Raw genomic sequence first — 17,768 nt, 5'->3', positions numbered from 1 at the left:
TTTAAAAGAAATAATTAACAACTTAGTTTAGAGTAAAACTTTAAGTAAAAAACCTTTGCGCCTTAGTGCCTTCGTGGCAAAACAAATCAAATCTTAGTAATCAAAAACTCAACGCGGCGATCATAATTGTCACCTCTTTTTAATGGAAATTTGTTACCGCAGCCTTGATAACGCATTCTGTTTTTAGAAACTTTCTTAGAACTTAAATAGTAAAAAACTGTTCTAGCCCGGTTCCAGGAAAGTTTCCTTTCTTTAGTGTCTTTGTCAATTGCGTCGCTATAAATTTGTGGTGTACAGCAAACGTGACCTCTAATTTCAAACTGTATATTTTTTTGTTTTTGAAGTATAACAGAAATCTTATCCAATTCCTTTTTAGAATTATTAGTCAGTCTGGCACTTCCCATATCAAACAATATGTTTTCCAGATATATTTTGTCACCAACCTTTAATTTGTCTTTAAAAGAAGAATAAACTTCTTTTCCAAAACTGTTTCGTTTTACCACAATCAAATCAACCCTCCGATTGCGTAATCGTGTTTCGTATAAATTTTCGACAGTATCAGGCCTAACTACAACACGGCCTTTACCTTCAAGAATAACAATTTTGCTTTCCTTAAAACCATAGGAAAGCAGTAAGTTTTGAATCGTATTAACTCTGTCGTGAGACAGTTTAAAATTATAGTCGTCTGTGCCGCGGTCGTCGCAGTAACCGTAGATTTGTATCGATTCAACTTTAGCCGTGTCTATTGATTTTATAAAATTATTTACAACTTTGGTTTGCGGTTCAGTAAGATCATACTTGTCGAAATCAAAATAAACTGTTTCGATTGGTTTTTGCTGCGCCGATAGATTGTAAATAATAAACAAAAACAGGACCCGGGAAAGTTTCATTTTTCTACATTTTTAAAATCGTTTTATATTCAGTTTGATTATTCAATACGTTTACTGCTCTTTTAATCTCTGAATTGTTCTTAATATAAAACTGATACAAACCTTCTTGGTATTGGTATCTCTTGATAAGCTCTTCCTGAATTAAACCTCTAATTTCTTTTTGGTTTTTATCCAGCAAAGTATTTTCACTTCTCTCTAATGCGGCTAATAATTGTTGATATTCCGGAGCAATCGTTTCGTCAATTTTTTCAGTTTTGGCTGCAGCCAAAGTATTTTTCAGGGCAACTTCTGTTTCCGTATCAAAACTAATTTTGTTTGTTTTCAAATATTGTTTGAAAGCAGTATAATCAGTATCTGAAACCACAGGGATTTTATCGCCTAAATTTGGATTTTTATAATAGTAAGTAGTGGCGTAATCAAATATTCCGTCATTTTTCAAAAGAGCGCTTGTAATAGGGCTCATTTTGGCTTCATCTAATTCAATATCCGGTAAAACTCCGCCGCCATCATAAACCGTTCTTCCTTTTCTGGTTTTAAAAGCATTGAAATTTTTAGAATCTGTTTTTTGGGCAACACCGTTTTTATCTTTATGTGCATAATCAAGCGCTTGTATACAACGTCCCGATGGCGTGTAGTAACGAGAAATCGTAACTTTCAGCTGCGTTCCATAAGTCAGGTCAACAGAACGCTGAACCAAACCTTTTCCAAAACTTCTGCTTCCTAAAATAACAGCACGATCTAAATCCTGCAAAGCTCCAGACACAATTTCAGATGCCGATGCACTTCTTCCATTAACCAAAATAGCAAGCGGAATTTCTGTATCGATTGGTTCTTTAGTCGTTTTATAGGTGTTGTTATGTTTTTCGATTCTTGATTTAGTCGTTACAATAACTTCATTCTTTGGAACAAATAAATTACAGATATCAATCGCTTCATTCAAAAGTCCGCCTGGATTTCCTCTTAAATCTAAAACAATCTGTTTTGCGCCGTCAGCTTTCAATTTTTCCAAAGCCTCTTTAACTTCGGCGGAAGCCTTTCTGCTAAAATGTGCCAAAACGATATAACCCGTTTTCTCATCAATCTTTCCGTAAAACGGAACCGATTTAATATCCACTTCATCCAAAACCAATTCAGTCGTAAAGGTTTTTCCCTGACGAAGGTATTTTATAGCAATTTTAGTGTTTTTAGTTCCTTTCAATAATTGCGAAGCATCATCTTTAAAATCAGCAATCAAAACATCACCAATCTGGATGATTTCGTCACCCGCTTTTAGTCCCGCTTTATCTGCAGGATAATTTTTATACGGTTCACGAACAATTAAACGATCTTTTTTGCGTGCAATCATAGCGCCAATTCCGGTATATTCTCCCGTATTGTTGATTTTAAAATTAACTACATCCTGTTCGTTAAAGTAAACGGTATAAGGATCTAAACTTCCTAACATGCTTTTAATGGCTTTATCCATTAAATCACCCGGATTTGTTTCGTCTACATAATTCGTGTTTACGGCTTTAAACAACGTTGTGAAGATTTCGATTTGTTTCGCAATTTCAAAAAAGTCCTCTTTGAAACTGGTTCCAATAAATAATAATCCTGCCGCAACAGTTGGTATGATAAATCTCTTCTTGAAATAAGGATACATGACTATGGTTTTTTTCTTTTAATTCTCTTTCTAATAAAATAGGCTAATACAACAATTATAATAATAAACGGCCAAATGCTGATAATTGATATAAAGAAACTTGACAAACTAAAAAATCCTGATTTTATAGCAGTCCAGACTTTTGATCCGTATGATAATTGCACAGCTTCTTGTTCTGGCAGGTTTTTAAAAAACTCAATTGTAACCGTACTTTCAGAAACTCTGCTTTCTAAATATTTTAACTGGCCTTCTTTGGCTTCTATTTCTTCGCGGATAATAGAAATCTGTTTTTCGATTTCTAAGATTTCACTAATTTTAGTGGCTTTTTGTAATATTTGAAGATAACGTTCTTCGAGTTTTCTTTTATTTTTTAATCTTGTCGTTAAGTCGATATATTGTTCGGTAACATCTTCCGCAGTAATTTCTTTTCTCTCAAAATAGGAAACGCCTTTTGAAATTGTATTGATAAAATTGTCAAAATTCTGACTTGGAACTCTAATCGTTATATTTCGATAAAGCGTGCCATAGTCTTTTCCTTCAGAATCACTTTGAACTTTTCCCTGGCTTTGTTTAACCGCTGTTTGAATCTGTTTGTATGTTTCTTCTAAATCATTGGTTTCAAATCGAAGCGATGCTTGTTTTATGATTTTTTGTTCAATTGTTGGTGAAGGAGCATCTAGATTTTTATCTGCACCGCCTGATTCATATTTTTTTGGAGGCAATTTAATCGCACTAATCGAAGCTACTTGTTCTTCATTAGGAGCTTCATTTTTACTACATCCCGAAAGAACACAAAAAATTACAGATAAAAAGAAAATGTATCGCATAAAATTTCAATTTAGTGCTAAAACTACAATTTTTTTATAATTTTTTATCTGATTTAGAGTACAAAGTTGTCTTTGAAGCTTTATAAATCCTTTTTGATTTCAGAATCGGTAGTTTTGTTTAACTGCTGTACAAATTTCTCAAACAATTGAATCGTTTTGGTATTGATTTCTTCGTAAGATAATCTGTCTTTTGTCTGGTAAAAAAGCATGAAAGAATACGGCTGATTTAAATGATCCAGAAGCAAATGTTTGTTTAGTCTATAGGTTTCTCTTAGCACTCTTTTGAAATAATTTCTGTCGACTGCTTTTTTAAAGTATTTCTTAGAAACCGAAACCCCCACTTTTGTATTACCCTGATAGGCAGCTTCCGCTTGACGGTAAACCAAACGCAGCGGATATTTTGAAACTGATTTTCCTTCAGAAAAAAGTAATCCAATCGTGGTTTTGCTCTTTAAGCGTTCATTTTTAGGGTATGTAAAGTTCATTTAATTCAGAAAAAATTTGCAATTTTAAGGGCAAAGGTACAATTAAACCATAAAAACGGTTATTGTTTTCAATTTTTCTACCGCTAAAAATATATTTACTACTTTTGACCTCAAATTTTTTCAAGCATGCAAAAGATAATCTCATATCCAATCTCCGTAATTTTTTATTTATGTTTTGGATTGTGTTTGGCTGTTTTTCACCCAATACAATGGATTTGCCTTAATCTTTTTGGTTATCAGGCTCACAAAAAAAGTGTTGATTATTTAAATTTCTGTCTTTTAAGCTGTACGCGTTTGGCGGGTACAACTTATAAGATTACAGGCGTAGATACAATTCCGAAAGGAGTTCCAATTATTTTTGTGGCCAATCATCAAAGTATGTACGATATCGTGACAATGATTTGGTACTTTAGACGTTTTCATTGTAAATTTGTAAGTAAGAAGGAGTTAGGAAGCGGAATCCCAAGTGTGTCTTTTAATTTACGCCACGGAGGATCTGTTTTAATTGACCGTAAAGACCCTAAACAAGCGATTCCAGTAATCAAAGGCTTGTCTGAATATATAGAAAAAAACACTAGATCTGCTGTAATCTTCCCGGAAGGAACCCGCAGTAAAACGGGAAAACCTAAAGAATTTGCCCAAAGCGGTTTAAAAATTCTTTGCAAGCATGCGCCATCTGCATACATTGTGCCGGTAAGTATTAATAATTCATGGAAAATGGTTCGTTATGGTATGTTTCCGGTTGGTTTAGGAAACCACTTAACTTTTACAGCACACAAAGCGATGGCAGTAAAAGATTATGATTTTGCCGAATTAATGGCATTAACAGAAAAAGCGGTTGTTGAAGGAGTAAACGAGTATAAACAGGATTAAGTTTTAGTCCGAGCTAAAATATAAATCCCAAATTTAAAATAAGTAATGTCTATAAAAAACATTAGATTAGAAGTGATGCAGTTTTTAGAAAAAAACGTTGACAGCTTCGTTGAACAGTATTTAATTCCGGTGGAAAAAATTTGGCAGCCGTCAGATTTCCTGCCTAATTCTGAAGGAGAAAATTTCTTTGAGGAGGTAAAGGAACTGCGTGAAATTGCTAAAGAATTGCCATACGATTTTTGGGTAACGCTTGTTGGTGATACTATTACCGAAGAGGCGCTTCCAACATATGAGTCCTGGTTAATGGATGTAGAAGGAGTAGATCAGGTTGAGAACGGCGGTAATGGCTGGTCGAAATGGATCAGACAATGGACTGGAGAAGAAAACCGTCACGGAGATCTTTTAAATAAATACTTGTATTTGTCTGGTCGTGTTAATATGCGTGAAATCGAAATGACAACGCAGCATTTAATCAACGACGGTTTTGATATTGGAACTGGAACTGATCCGTACAAAAACTTTGTATATACTAGTTTTCAGGAATTAGCAACTTACGTTTCGCACAATAGAGTAGCGCAGATCGCGAAAAAATTTGGAGATAACAAACTGTCTAAAATGTGTAAAATGATTGCAGGTGACGAAATGCGTCATCACCATGCATACAGCGAATTTGTAACCAGAATTTTTCAGGTTGATCCAAGCGAAATGATGTTGGCGTTTCAATACATGATGAAACAAAAAATCGTTATGCCGGCTCATTTCCTTAGAGAATCAGGTCAAAAGATAAGCACTGCTTTCGAACAGTTTTCTGATTCTGCACAACGTATTGGAGTTTACACGGCAAATGATTACGTTGATATTATGCAGAAATTAATCAACAAATGGGAAATTGATAAAATCACGAACTTAACTGACGAAGCAGAAAAAGCACGTGATTACTTAATGAAATTACCAGCTCGTATGGCTAAAATTTCAGAAAGAATTGTAATTCCACAAGAATCACACATCTTTAAATGGGTTGAACCAGCGAGATTGTAAAAAATTTTAGATTTTAGAATGTAGATTTTAGATTGATATTGTAATTGCAATTGATTTTTGATATTGACCATTTAAAACATATTGTTGATTGTTAGAGTTTTAAACCTTTAACAATCAACATTTTTTATTTAAACTATAAAAAATACCAGTGTAAATCCGTTGAATCAGTAACATCAGCGCGCCATTTAACCACAAACCAAAATACAATATGAGTAATTCTGAACTTATAAATAAAACCATCACATTTGTAAAAGAGAAACTTAACGATGCCGAAGGCGGCCACGACTGGTTTCACATCGAACGAGTTTATAAAAACGCTCTTTTAATTGCAAAAGATACCGATTGCGATAAAACAGTTGTAGAATTAGGGGCATTGCTTCATGACATTGCCGATAGTAAATTTCATGATGGAGACGAAACAATAGGGCCAAAAACAGCCCGTTTGTTTTTAGAATCACATAATGTTTCAGAAGATATTATTCAGCATGTGGTAAACATCATCGAAAATATCTCTTATAAAGGCGGAAACTTCGAAAAAAAGTTTTCTTCTGTAGAATTAGATATTGTGCAGGATGCAGATCGTTTAGATGCAATTGGAGCAATTGGAGTGGCCAGAGCGTTCAATTACGGAGGATTTAAAAACAGAGCCTTATATGATCCTCAAATTGCCCCGGTAACCAATATGACAAAAGAGGAATATAAAAAGAATAATGCACCAACAATAAATCACTTTTACGAAAAGCTTTTGCTTTTAAAAGACAAAATGAATACCGAAAAAGGAAAACAAATTGCCGCCGAACGCCACCACTTTATGGAATCGTTCCTCGCACAGTTCTACGCTGAGTGGGAAGGGGTTAAGTGAGTTTTCAGTCTCAGTTTGCGGTCATCATATTAAACTGAAAACTGAGACTGAGACTGAAAACTTTTTTATGCTGTGTTTTAGATTTTAGATTTTAAAAGGCACATTATTCCGAAAGCACACAGGAATCCAAAAGAAAACCATAATAATCTGGTAACTCTATTGTCTCTTACAATTTCATTTTTTTCGAACTTTGTCATTTTATTTGAATTTTATTTTGCAAAATTAATTTGTGCTGTATTGAGAACTAAGCCATAAAAGTTTTTTAAACATTAAAAAAAGGTATTTAACTCAGGTATAGATTTTTAGATCATAAAAAAAGCTTCACAAAGAATTAAATCTCTGTGAAGCTTTGTGTTTTATTTCTGTAAATTTCTGAGAAATAAGAAAACCTTAGTATCTTAGAATCTCAGCAACTTAGCAACTTAAAAAACTATGAACATCCGCAATTGCCATCACCACAGTCTTTTTTCTTTTTAGATTTCCAAAAGAATTTTCTAATCAAAAAGCCAACGGCGATAAATAATATGACAAAAGCTATAATTTCTTGTATCATAACATTTTACTTTAAAAATTGATACGCTAAAAGTGCGGTTATATAAGCAAGCCCGGTCATAAAGAAAAGCTGCATTACAGGCCATTTCCATGAATTTGTTTCTTTCTTTGTAATGGCTAAAGTACTGGCACACTGCATTGCAAAAGCATAAAATAACAACAATGAAATTCCAGAAGCAAAATTAAAGATTTTTTCTCCCGTTTCAGGATTTACCTCTTTCTGCATTTTGCTCTTGATTGTCGATTCGTTATCGCTGTCTCCAACACTGTAAATAGTGGCTAGTGTTCCAACCAAAACTTCACGCGCAGCAAACGAACTGATAATCGCAATCCCAATTTTCCAGTCGTAACCAAGTGGAGAAATTACAGGCTCGATAGCTTTACCCATAATCCCTATATAAGAATTTTCTATTTTTTGAGAAGCGACTTCATTTTCAAACTGAACTTGATTTAAAGTCGTATTGGCAAATTTTTCTTTTACGATGTTTTCTGCATCGTTAAATTCTTTTCCAGGTCCGAAAGAAGCCAAAAACCATAAAATAACGGATATTGCTAAGATGATTTTACCCGCGCCTAAAACAAAAGCTTTGGTTTTCTCGACAACGTTGATTCCAACATTCTTGAAAAGGGGTAATTTATAACTTGGCATTTCAACAACGAAATACGTTTTTGAATCCAGTTTTAAAACTTTATTTAAAATATAAGCCGAGATTATTGCCGTTACAAATCCCAGTAAATACAATAACATCAACGACAGTCCTTGCAGATTTAAAAATCCGAGAACTCGTTTATTCGGAATCACTAATGAAATCATAATCGCGTAAACCGGCAATCTTGCAGAACAAGTCGTGAATGGCGTTACTAAGATCGTAATAAGGCGTTCTTTCCAGTTTTCGATATTTCGCGTTGCCATAATAGCTGGAATGGCACACGCAGTTCCTGAAATTAAAGGCACAACGCTTTTTCCCGAAAGCCCGAATTTGCGCATGATTTTATCCATCAGAAAAACAACACGACTCATATAACCACTTTCTTCGAGAATAGAAATGAACAAAAACAAGAAAGCAATCTGCGGAATAAAAATAATAACACCGCCAATTCCCGGAATAATTCCTTGCGAAAGTAAATCAGTCAAAATACCGCTTGGTAATTCTTTTGCAACCCAGCTGCTAAAAGAAGCAAAAGTCGCATCAATAAAATCCATAGGAATGGTTGACCAGCTGAAAATAGACTGGAAAATGATAAATAAGATTCCAAGGAAAATAGCATAACCCCAAAACTTATGTGTTAAAACACGATCCAGTTTAGCTCTAAAATCTGTCGCTGCGTCAATATCAATTTTTAAACCATCTTTTAAAACATCATTTATAAACTGATATCTTTTGATAGTTTCCTTTTGCTGCAAGCGCTTTAATTCTGAATGCGATTTGGTAAAAGTATTTCGAATTTCATTTCGGTCTAAATTCGAGAAATTAACATCCTGCGTAATTACAAGCCACAATTTGTACATTAACTGATTTGGAAATGCATGCTGTAGTTTTTGAAAATATTCAGGATCAATTACGGATGCATTTAAGCAAGGTTCATGCGGAACAGTTTTATAAGAAACAATTAATTCTTTTAATTCCTCAATTCCTAAACCTTTACGTGAACTTACTAAAGCAATTTTGGTTTTTAGTTTTTCTTCTAAAAGCGGAATATCTAAAGAAATTCCTTTGCTCGCCATGCGGTCAGACATATTGATAACCAAGATCGTTGGAATTTCAAGATCTTTTATCTGCGTAAAAATCAGTAAGTTTCTTTTTAGGTTTTCAACATCGGTTACCACAACGGCAACGTCAGGATATAACTTGTCGTTTTTGTTTAGCAAAAGTTCAATTACCACACTTTCGTCCATCGAACTTGCGTTCAAACTATACGTTCCGGGTAAATCCAGAATATTAGCTTTTACGTTATGAGGCAATTTGCAAAACCCGATTTTTTTCTCAACCGTGATTCCGGGATAATTCCCCACTTGTTGATTTAAACCTGTAAGCTGATTAAAAACAGAAGTTTTACCTACGTTAGGATTTCCAATAAGGGCAACATTGATATTCTGAACGCTCATTATAAATTGTTTTGGATAAGTTCAACTTCAATTTCACGAGCAGTTTCAACACGAATAGCAACATGCGAACCGTTAATATCTAAATATAAGGGATCTCCAAAAGGAGCAATTTGAAGTAATTCGACAAAGCTGCCCGGCAAACAACCCATCTCTAGTAATTTTAAAGGAATCAAATCGATATCAAAATCTTTGATAATGGCTTTATCGCCTTTTTTCAAGGTATGGATAGTATTTTGCAAAGCTTATTTAGATTGAATTTAGATTGCAAAAATAGGCAATAAATCTTTACCTCAAGGTAATAATAAGGTTTGAAAATGCTAAATCTTTCTAAAAATAAGGTATTTTACTCTTTTGATAAGAAATCTATGTCTTCCAATAATCTTGTAATATCTTCCTTTTTTGTTCCGTCATAAAATCCGCGAACGCGTCTTTTTTGATCCACCAAAACAAAATTCTCTGTATGAACCATATCATACAACTGATCTGGGCGACCCAATTTTACAGCCAGATAAGATTTTCTGGCCATAGTATAAATCTCTTTTTTATCTCCGGTAACCAAATTCCATTTGCTGTCTACAACTCCATATTTTACCGCATAAGCCTTTAAAACCGAAACACTGTCAACTTCTGGAAACACTGTATGAGAAAGCAGCATTACTTTTGGATTGTTCAAAACCGCTTTTTGAACATCAGCCAAGTTGGTTGACATTTTTGGGCAGATGGAACCGCAGGTTGTAAAGAAGAAATCAGCAACATAAATTTTTCCTTCGTAATTTTTTTGGGTAATTGTATCCCCGTTTTGGTTTACAAACGAAAAATCGGCAATCGTATGGTATTTACTTTTGTACTGAATGGTACTGTCAACCAATTCCGGATTTACATCGGCAGGATTATAAATCGGAAGTGTTTTTTGTGGCTTTAAAGCCGAATAAAATAAAGATATAGTGACTACAGAAAATACAATTAATACAATGAAGAATTTGCGGTATTTATAAAGAAGCGATTTCATAAAAATAATTTGGCGCAAAAATACGAAAAGCACTTTTTAAAAAGCTAATTGCGTGTTGTTTTTAACAGAGAACCTGCAATGTATTTTCTACGACAGGATTGTGAAATGGTATATAGATAAAACAGATTCGCTTTGCGAAAACGCGGATTTATGCGGATTTTTATAGATAGTATTAATCCAAAGGTTTAAACACAATGTTGTTATCCTGAGCAAAGTCGAGCGACTACAACGTAAATCGCCAATTTTATTTAAGGTAATAAAAATAAAAAATCCGTGTAAATCTGCGTTTTCGCAAAGCGAACCTGCGTCATCCGCGTGCTATCTCTTATAGTATCTTAACTCTTAGGCTTTCGAATAGATTTGTTCACCATATACAATCCCGTTAAAGTTACAGCTGAACCAATTGCAATAGCCTGCGTAAGTGTTTCACCAAAAATGATCGAACCCAAAATCATCGCAACAATTGGATTGATGTAAACATAAATACTGCTGATTTCAGTTGGAAGATGCTGCAGCGTATAAATAAAAGCAATGAAAGTTAAAACAGAACCAATTATTACCAGATACCCAATTGCCCACCAGGATTCAGAAGGGATTTCGCTCAGCGGAATATTAACTCCGGCCGTTTCTGTAATTCCAAAAAGAAACACGCTTGAAATCAGCATCTGTAACCCCAAACTAAAATACGGATTAAAACTGGCTGCTTTTTTCTTGGTTTGCAAAATTCCAAATGCCCAAGTAATCGTTGAAGCCGTCATTAAAAAGATTCCGAATTGAAAATCAGGTCTTAAAAAGTCGGCAATATAATCGATGAAAATAACACAAATTCCCCCAAAACTGATTAGAATTCCAAACAAAGCCATTTTTGCAATTCGTTCGCCATTAAAAAAATTAATGATAATAATCCAAATTGGGAAAAGAGCACTAATGATGGCACCCAATCCGCTTGTCATATATTTTACACCCCATGTACTTAAACCGTTGCTGCAAACAAAATTCAAAAAACTCAAAACAAGAATCGTACGCCATTGTTTTCCTTTTGGCCAAGGCTGTTTTTTCAGCATAAAATAGCCCACATAAATTAGCCCGCCCAAAAACTGACGAATTGTTGCCAGCTGTAATGCCGGCATATGCTTAACACCTTCTTTTGAAGCTAACCACGTTGTTCCCCAAAAAAAACTTACCCAGCATAAAGCCATAATGGGTAAACCAATAGCTTCAATTTTTCCGGAAACTGCATTCTGAATTTTTGCTCTCATTTTGACTTTAAATCTTTAAACAAATATTCCAAAAACAATTTTAATAATCAGTGAAAAACAAGGTTTTAATTCATGAAAATAATCGATGGTTTCTATTAAAATGTTATAGAAGAATACTTACACATTATTATTGCATAAATTTTAACATAGAGTTACAAATTTTAACGATATGTTTGTGTATACACTCGAAACACATTTATAAATGAAAAAACAACTTACTAAACCTTTGTTTTGTGCTTTTTCTGCAATGCTTTCTTTTACAGCAATCGAAGCACAAACCACTGCAGCAAAAGAACCTGGTATCAATGTATCGTACATGAATACCAAAATTAGTCCGAGCCAGGATTTTTTCCAATATGTAAACGGAACATGGCTGGATAAGACAGAAATTCCAAGCGATCGTACCACTTGGGGAAGTTTTAATGAATTGATTAAAAAGACAGACAAAGATGTAATGTCTATTTTAAAAGATGCATCAAAAAATCCAAAGTATAAATCAGATACGGATCAGGGAAAAGCTGTTAACTTATTCCTGACTGTTTTAGATACTGTTGGAAGAAACAAAGCAGGAATTAATCCTTTGAAACCCTATTTGAAAAAGATTGATGCCATTAAAAATGTGGCAGATCTTCAAAAGTTTTTGGTTGAAATGGAACCTGAAGGAGGTTCTGGATTCTTTGGAATCTATATTGGAGCCGATGAAAAAAACAGTTCTAAAAATTCAGTAAGCCTTGCAGTAAGCCAATTAGGACTTCCTGATAAAGATTATTATACTTCTGAAGATAAAGATTCTAAAGAAAAACGTGCTAAATACGAACTTCACGTAGCGAGAATGCTTCAGTTTATTGGAGAAACTCCAGAGAAAGCGAAACAAAGTGCTAAAGAAATTCTGGCTTTTGAAACGGAATTGTCAAAACCAAGATTAGACCGCGTTGAAAGCAGAGACAGCCGTTTACAATATAACCCAATGACGGTTGCCGAACTTCAAAAATTAACTCCGGCGATAAAATGGGATGCTTATTTTACAGGAATTGGTCTGGCGAAATTAGATACTGTTGTTGTTATTGAGCCAAAATACATGAAAGCTCTGCAAACGGTATTTACTGAAAATAAAGTAGCGCAGTGGAAAGAATACCTGAAATGGGATTTATTAAATTCTTCATCTACAAAATTATCAACAGATATTGAAACGGCTAATTTCGATTTTTACAGCAAAACGTTAAGAGGAGCTGTAAAACAATTACCAAGAGAAGAGAAAGCTTTGCAGGTTGTAAACCGAGGTATTGGTGAAGCACTTGGTAAATTGTATGTAGAAAAAGTATTTCCTGCTGAAGCAAAAACCAAAGCGCTTGATATGATTCATAATGTTATTACGGCTTACCAAAACCGTATTAACAACTTAAGCTGGATGTCTAAAGACACAAAGGCAAAAGCTATTGAAAAACTAAATAAAATAACTATCAAGGTTGGTTATCCTGATAAATGGAAAGATTATTCGGCACTTAAAATTAAAAACGTTGCTGATGGCGGAAGTTATTTTGAGAATTCGAAAAGTTTATCTATTTGGAATTTCAACAAAGGTATTGCAAAATTGAGTAAACCGGTTGATAAAACAGAGTGGGGAATGTCTCCGCAAACGGTAAATGCTTATTACAATCCATCATATAATGAAATTGTATTTCCAGCTGCCATCTTACAGCCGCCGTTTTACAATTACCAAGCTGACGAAGCGGTAAATTATGGTGGTATTGGAGCGGTTATTGGTCACGAAATTTCACACGGTTTTGATGATTCTGGTGCACGTTACAATGCAGAAGGAAATCTTGTTGACTGGTGGACGCCTCAGGATTTAGAGCAATTTACAAAATTAGGTTCTGAATTGGCAGATCAATACAGCGCTTTAGAGCCGTTACCGGGAATTCATGTGGATGGTAAATTTACTTTAGGTGAAAATATTGGAGATTTAGGCGGAATCAATGCTGCTTATGATGGTTTGCAATTGTATTTGAAAGCACACGGAAATCCGGGATTAATTGACGGATTTACTCCAGAGCAGCGTTTCTTTATTTCTTGGGCAACCGTTTGGAGAACCAAGTCTAGAGACGAAGCGATTAAAAACCAAGTAAAAACAGATCCGCATTCGCCGGGAATGTACAGAGCTTATGTTCCAATTCAAAATGTTGATGCTTTTTATGAAGCCTTTGGTATTAAAAATGGAGACAAAATGTTTGTAAGCCCAGAGAAACGAGTAAAAATCTGGTAATCTCATAAATAATAAGAAGCTGGCTCAATTTTATATTGAGCCAGCTTTTTTCTTTTTTGTATCAGTAAAAGATTATTTTAGATTAATCACAGCATTGTGCATAGGCTCGGTCTATAACAATCCATTTGTTATTAATTTTTTCCATGACTACAGTATTGTTAATAATAGCACGACCTATCGATCTCGTTGTTTTTACCACGACACTAAAAACCAAGTACTTTTTCTTGTATGATATTGGATACGATAAATTAAACACTCTTTTTTGCGAATTAGGTATGTCAAAATTTTTAAAAGAGATAATATCTTTTAAAAACACATCTTGGTTCTTAAATACTATGCTTCTATGTCTAAAATCATTAATATCCCAATATCCGCTATTTGCTAAAGTATTACTTTTTGTACCGCCATACTTTTTTTTCATTTTTAACCAGTCTTTTTGGGTAAATAAATTAGAATGCTTGTCATTATTATATACAAGACCTTGTATACCATTCTCTCTTATTACGACTGTAGTGTCGGGAAACTGCGAATAAAAGTCATTTCCGTAAAACATTATTATAGCAAGATCTGGTGATTCTTTTTCTTTTATAATGATTATTTCTTCGGTGTCATTAACAACTGAGTCTAAATAATCATTTAGCGCGTTGTATTTGTCTGTTTTAGTAGGAGCACAGCTCGAAAACAAACAAATATTAATTAACATTATGATTAGCGTTTTTTTCATCTTCTAATTGCATTTTGCACCAATTGGGTAATACCCTCCTACATAACCATTCCTAAGTTCTGCTTGAAATTCGCTATCTATTCTATTCCTTTCAGCACTGCCTAAAGGGAAGTTTTTTTCATAAATAGGGGTATCGTGTAATCCTCCCCAAGCTAAGTCAAGGTATAATTTATCAGGAACACCATTAACAGCTGGTACTCCTGTTTGAAATTCTTGCAATGCTCTTGCCATTGCAATTACATATTTGTTTGCCATTTCTTCATGATGAATGTCTGCCCTTCCTGGATAGAATTTATCACAGTATGCTTGAAATAAAAGAGGATAATTGTTCGATACTAGCCCATTATCTTTAGACATATTATCGGTCAAGCTCATAAAATAAGCATGTACTAATTCGTGTAACATTGTAACAGCTAAAGATAGATTGTTATGAGTGTAATCTGGATTTATTCTAATAGTGTAATCAAAAGGAGTTTTAGGATTTGTCCTTGTTGTCGAAGCTACAGTCCATATTGGTATTCCTTTGTCATTAACTGGATAATCGTCGATTAATGTTACTTTAATTTTAGTATCTGCGCCTAATGCCGTAAATAAATTTGCTATATCAATGTCTGTGGAATTTTTTAGTCTTTCCAATATAGCTTTCTTGCAATTACTAAATGTTGAGTAAATTGTGGTATTCTCGATAGATTGAGCTGTGGTTACTGCCAAAGCAACTCTGCTTCCACTTGTTAAAGGATAATAATATCCGTTGTATTGATATGTGTTATTATTGAAATAAGATTCTTTATAAAGATCTGTTTTAGTTGAAAAGGGATTAATATAATAATAGTATCGTCTTTGTCCGCCCATTATAGTCACACTATTCAACTCTATAAACCAAGAAGGATTTTCTGTTGTTGGTACTCCACTTGTCAATTTACTGTTTTTATTGCTTTTGCGAAGATCATCTGGTATAGCTAATTCGTTTATAGTGTTTTTGCTTATTTTTTTATAAGACAAGGTTTCATTATTCCATTTCTTTGTAATTAATAAACCTATGAAATCATTATTGTACTTACTCAGATTTATTTTGGTTTCGTTATAAGGACTCTTATTGAGATAATTCAATTCAGGAATGTAATACAATTTACGAGCTATTATACTGTCGTTGTTTATCTTCATAAATCCAATTTTTAAAAGAGAAGTATTTAATTCCTTACTAGTAGTATTAATTTTAAGATCTTTTTGAATCAAAGGAAATTCTACAACCTCTAATCCGTCTAATTTACGAAATATTGGATGATTCCAATCTGGAATCATATTCTCACGTTCATTATTTTCTTTCCATTCTGCAGATTCTTTGAACTTATAATGATACCAATCCTTTGCCATGGCTATTGAAAAAGATGTATCTTGAGTTTGTTTTTCAGAATTACTTTCGCAATTTGAAAGTGTAAAAGCTATGGCTAAAAGTACAGTTAAAGAACAAATTGTGGTAACAAATTTATTTTTCTTCATTTTTATTTTGCCTTGAAGGGTTAGTTAGGTTTTTAAGTTTACATAAATTAAAAGCCTAAAAAACAATCAACAAGCCACAATAAGTTCAATTTACACAAGAATAGGATTAATTTGAAGAGAAGGCAGATTACAAAAAATCTTTAGAAACCAGACGGATTGATATAAATAAATTATTTTTCTAAAGAAAAAAACCGCCTCAATATAAAGTTTGAGACGGTTTTCTTCTATTTTACAGTAAAATATTAATTGCTTAAATTACAGTAAATATAAGTTTCAATTGCTTTTAATTCTTCGTCAGACATTGCTTTGGTTATTCCAAAATTAGTCTGCATTACTGAAAACTGACTCGGATCAACAATTGGATCTGCATTTCCTTTCAAGAAAGTAGGGATATCACCTTTTTTGTCTTTATAGATTTTGGCAATTTCCTTAATACTCGGCCCAATAACTTTTTGATCCGGCTGATGGCATGAAGTACAATTTCCTCTTCCTTCAAAAATTTCTTTTCCTAAAGCTTCAGGTGTTTTGGCTTTCGCCGATTCTCCTTCAGAATATGCTTCTGTAGTTTGGTCTGTACTTTCTGAAACTTCTTTTTTACACGATGCAAATGCTAAAACGGCAGATAAGAATAATACTTTTTTCATTTTATTTATTTAAAAGTATTGAAGCTTCTTTTGCAAAATAAGTAGAGATAATACTTGCACCTGCACGCTTAATGCAATAAAGTTGCTCTATCATGATTTTGTCGTGATCTAACCATCCTCTTTCGGCTGCGGCCTTTACCATCGCGTACTCACCAGATACTTGGTAAACGGCAACGGGCACATGAACAGCATTTTTTACCTCGCGAACAATGTCTAAATAGGCAATTCCCGGTTTTACCATAACGATATCTGCACCTTCTTCAACATCTAATAAAGCTTCGCGAATTCCTTCAATTCGGTTAGCATAATCCATTTGATAAGTCTTTTTATCTTTTGGGATATTTTGCGAATCAACCGGAGCAGAATCTAAAGCATCACGAAATGGGCCATAAAATGCCGAAGCATATTTGGCACTATAACTCATGATTCCAACATTGTGATGTCCGTTTTGTTCCAATGCTTTTCTAATCGCCAAAACGCGTCCATCCATCATATCGCTTGGCGCTACAAAATCTGCACCAGCTTCTGCATGGCTTAAACTCATTCGGGTTAAAGCATCAACGGTTGCATCGTTAATTAATTGACCATTTTCGATAATTCCGTCGTGGCCATAAATAGAATACGGATCTAAAGCCACATCTGGCATTACAATCATTTCCGGAACAGCATCTTTTATCGCACGGATAGTTTGCTGCATTAAACCGTCTTTATTCCACGCTTCTGTACCTTTATTGTCTTTTAAATTATCGCTTACTTTTACGTAGATGTTTACCGCCTTTATTCCTAAATCCCAGGCTTCTTTTACTTCTTTAATTATGTTGTCTAATGAATGGCGATAAATTCCAGGCATTGAAGGAATTGCGGATTTGATGTCTTTTCCTTCGGCAACAAACATTGGAAGCATAAAATCTTGTGGACTTAAGCTGGTTTCACGAACTAATGAACGAATTGATTCGTTGGTTCTTAAACGACGGTTTCTTTGTAATGGGAACATTGTTTTGAATTTTAGATTTTAGAATGCAGATTTTAGATTTTTCTGCAATCTTATTTTTTGATTTTTATTAATTGATTGTCAATGCTTTTGACTTTACGA

17 protein-coding genes are annotated in these 17,768 nt (G+C 34.0%); 4 read left to right on the top strand and 13 right to left on the bottom strand.

The genetic code is table 11. The features are described from left to right. Nucleotides 1–86: 86 nt before the first annotated feature. From BUE10_RS13970 to rnpA, 4 genes are all read right to left on the bottom strand, one after another. Nucleotides 87–890, bottom strand: a complete 804-nt coding sequence (locus BUE10_RS13970; protein ID WP_073486033.1) for an OmpA family protein — start codon at nucleotides 888–890, stop codon at nucleotides 87–89. Nucleotides 891–894: 4 nt separating this feature from the next. Next, nucleotides 895–2,532 (bottom strand): S41 family peptidase, encoded by a 1,638-nt coding sequence (locus BUE10_RS13965; protein WP_073486031.1) that lies wholly within the window; start codon nucleotides 2,530–2,532, stop codon nucleotides 895–897. A 2-nt stretch (nucleotides 2,533–2,534) separates the two neighbouring features. Beyond that, on the bottom strand, nucleotides 2,535–3,359 hold the full coding sequence (locus BUE10_RS13960; protein WP_073486028.1) for a DUF4349 domain-containing protein: 825 nt from the start codon (nucleotides 3,357–3,359) through the stop codon (nucleotides 2,535–2,537). 80 nt (nucleotides 3,360–3,439) lie between these two features. Further along, nucleotides 3,440–3,844 carry a ribonuclease P protein component gene (rnpA, locus tag BUE10_RS13955; RefSeq protein ID WP_073486026.1) on the bottom strand — a complete coding sequence of 135 codons (405 nt, stop codon included), beginning with the start codon at nucleotides 3,842–3,844 and terminating at the stop codon, nucleotides 3,440–3,442. Between the two features lie 126 nt (nucleotides 3,845–3,970). On the opposite strand from rnpA, the gene BUE10_RS13950 reads away from it, so the two are divergent. The 3 genes from BUE10_RS13950 (at nucleotide 3,971) to BUE10_RS13940 (ending at nucleotide 6,617) form a co-directional block, all read left to right on the top strand. Next, the gene (locus BUE10_RS13950) at nucleotides 3,971–4,717 is read left to right on the top strand and encodes a lysophospholipid acyltransferase family protein (RefSeq protein ID WP_073486024.1); all 747 of its coding nucleotides are present in this window, start codon (nucleotides 3,971–3,973) and stop codon (nucleotides 4,715–4,717) included. A gap of 45 nt (nucleotides 4,718–4,762) precedes the next feature. Further along, a complete protein-coding gene (locus tag BUE10_RS13945; protein ID WP_073486022.1) occupies nucleotides 4,763–5,755 on the top strand; it encodes an acyl-ACP desaturase in 993 nt (330 codons plus the stop codon). 208 nt (nucleotides 5,756–5,963) lie between these two features. Beyond that, complete coding sequence (locus BUE10_RS13940) at nucleotides 5,964–6,617, top strand: HD domain-containing protein (protein WP_073486021.1); 654 nt, start codon at nucleotides 5,964–5,966, stop codon at nucleotides 6,615–6,617. Between the two features lie 430 nt (nucleotides 6,618–7,047). Here BUE10_RS13940 and BUE10_RS13935 read toward each other — a convergent pair whose 3' ends face one another. The 5 genes from BUE10_RS13935 to BUE10_RS13915 form a co-directional block, all read right to left on the bottom strand. Then, nucleotides 7,048–7,170: a FeoB-associated Cys-rich membrane protein gene (locus BUE10_RS13935; RefSeq protein WP_073486019.1), complete on the bottom strand. Its 123-nt coding sequence runs from the start codon at nucleotides 7,168–7,170 to the stop codon at nucleotides 7,048–7,050. 6 nt (nucleotides 7,171–7,176) lie between these two features. Next, nucleotides 7,177–9,276: a ferrous iron transport protein B gene (gene feoB / locus BUE10_RS13930; RefSeq protein WP_073486017.1), complete on the bottom strand. Its 2,100-nt coding sequence runs from the start codon at nucleotides 9,274–9,276 to the stop codon at nucleotides 7,177–7,179. Beyond that, on the bottom strand, nucleotides 9,276–9,515 hold the full coding sequence (locus tag BUE10_RS13925; RefSeq protein ID WP_073486015.1) for a FeoA family protein: 240 nt from the start codon (nucleotides 9,513–9,515) through the stop codon (nucleotides 9,276–9,278). The genes feoB and BUE10_RS13925 overlap by 1 nt, the downstream gene beginning before the upstream one ends. Nucleotides 9,516–9,619: 104 nt before the next feature. Next, a complete protein-coding gene (locus BUE10_RS13920; RefSeq protein ID WP_073486013.1) occupies nucleotides 9,620–10,285 on the bottom strand; it encodes an SCO family protein in 666 nt (221 codons plus the stop codon). A gap of 335 nt (nucleotides 10,286–10,620) precedes the next feature. Then, a complete protein-coding gene (locus BUE10_RS13915; RefSeq protein WP_073486011.1) occupies nucleotides 10,621–11,544 on the bottom strand; it encodes a DMT family transporter in 924 nt (307 codons plus the stop codon). A gap of 202 nt (nucleotides 11,545–11,746) precedes the next feature. Between BUE10_RS13915 and BUE10_RS13910 the strand changes: the two genes are divergently transcribed. Further along, nucleotides 11,747–13,807, top strand: a complete 2,061-nt coding sequence (locus BUE10_RS13910; RefSeq protein WP_073486009.1) for a M13 family metallopeptidase — start codon at nucleotides 11,747–11,749, stop codon at nucleotides 13,805–13,807. A gap of 82 nt (nucleotides 13,808–13,889) precedes the next feature. Here the strand turns inward: BUE10_RS13910 and BUE10_RS13905 are convergent, their stop codons facing one another. The 4 genes from BUE10_RS13905 to hemB form a co-directional block, all read right to left on the bottom strand. Next, a complete protein-coding gene (locus BUE10_RS13905) occupies nucleotides 13,890–14,531 on the bottom strand; it encodes a hypothetical protein (protein WP_073486007.1) in 642 nt (213 codons plus the stop codon). Between the two features lie 3 nt (nucleotides 14,532–14,534). Next, complete coding sequence (locus BUE10_RS13900; RefSeq protein ID WP_073486005.1) at nucleotides 14,535–16,031, bottom strand: hypothetical protein; 1,497 nt, start codon at nucleotides 16,029–16,031, stop codon at nucleotides 14,535–14,537. A gap of 242 nt (nucleotides 16,032–16,273) precedes the next feature. Further along, on the bottom strand, nucleotides 16,274–16,675 hold the full coding sequence (locus tag BUE10_RS13895) for a c-type cytochrome (protein ID WP_073486003.1): 402 nt from the start codon (nucleotides 16,673–16,675) through the stop codon (nucleotides 16,274–16,276). Nucleotide 16,676: 1 nt separating this feature from the next. Continuing rightward, complete coding sequence (gene hemB, locus BUE10_RS13890; protein WP_073486001.1) at nucleotides 16,677–17,669, bottom strand: porphobilinogen synthase; 993 nt, start codon at nucleotides 17,667–17,669, stop codon at nucleotides 16,677–16,679. Nucleotides 17,670–17,768: the final 99 nt, after the last annotated feature.

It is taken from the genome of Flavobacterium sp. CF108 (assembly GCF_900129795.1).
Classification (GTDB): domain Bacteria; phylum Bacteroidota; class Bacteroidia; order Flavobacteriales; family Flavobacteriaceae; genus Flavobacterium.
The sequence above is the reverse complement of the archived record's forward strand: the minus strand, read 5'-3'. Positions and strand labels throughout refer to the sequence as shown.

Coding starts and splice junctions, on each gene's coding strand:
- rnpA (WP_073486026.1), bottom strand. CDS start 3,844: ATGAACTTTACATACCCTAAAAATGAACGCTTAAAGAGCAAAACCACG.
- BUE10_RS13910 (WP_073486009.1), top strand. CDS start 11,747: ATGAAAAAACAACTTACTAAACCTTTGTTTTGTGCTTTTTCTGCAATG.
- BUE10_RS13950 (WP_073486024.1), top strand. CDS start 3,971: ATGCAAAAGATAATCTCATATCCAATCTCCGTAATTTTTTATTTATGT.
- BUE10_RS13900 (WP_073486005.1), bottom strand. CDS start 16,031: ATGAAGAAAAATAAATTTGTTACCACAATTTGTTCTTTAACTGTACTT.
- BUE10_RS13945 (WP_073486022.1), top strand. CDS start 4,763: ATGTCTATAAAAAACATTAGATTAGAAGTGATGCAGTTTTTAGAAAAA.
- BUE10_RS13940 (WP_073486021.1), top strand. CDS start 5,964: ATGAGTAATTCTGAACTTATAAATAAAACCATCACATTTGTAAAAGAG.
- BUE10_RS13970 (WP_073486033.1), bottom strand. CDS start 890: ATGAAACTTTCCCGGGTCCTGTTTTTGTTTATTATTTACAATCTATCG.
- BUE10_RS13935 (WP_073486019.1), bottom strand. CDS start 7,170: ATGATACAAGAAATTATAGCTTTTGTCATATTATTTATCGCCGTTGGC.
- feoB (WP_073486017.1), bottom strand. CDS start 9,276: ATGAGCGTTCAGAATATCAATGTTGCCCTTATTGGAAATCCTAACGTA.
- BUE10_RS13895 (WP_073486003.1), bottom strand. CDS start 16,675: ATGAAAAAAGTATTATTCTTATCTGCCGTTTTAGCATTTGCATCGTGT.
- BUE10_RS13920 (WP_073486013.1), bottom strand. CDS start 10,285: ATGAAATCGCTTCTTTATAAATACCGCAAATTCTTCATTGTATTAATT.
- BUE10_RS13915 (WP_073486011.1), bottom strand. CDS start 11,544: ATGAGAGCAAAAATTCAGAATGCAGTTTCCGGAAAAATTGAAGCTATT.
- BUE10_RS13965 (WP_073486031.1), bottom strand. CDS start 2,532: ATGTATCCTTATTTCAAGAAGAGATTTATCATACCAACTGTTGCGGCA.
- BUE10_RS13905 (WP_073486007.1), bottom strand. CDS start 14,531: ATGAAAAAAACGCTAATCATAATGTTAATTAATATTTGTTTGTTTTCG.
- hemB (WP_073486001.1), bottom strand. CDS start 17,669: ATGTTCCCATTACAAAGAAACCGTCGTTTAAGAACCAACGAATCAATT.
- BUE10_RS13960 (WP_073486028.1), bottom strand. CDS start 3,359: ATGCGATACATTTTCTTTTTATCTGTAATTTTTTGTGTTCTTTCGGGA.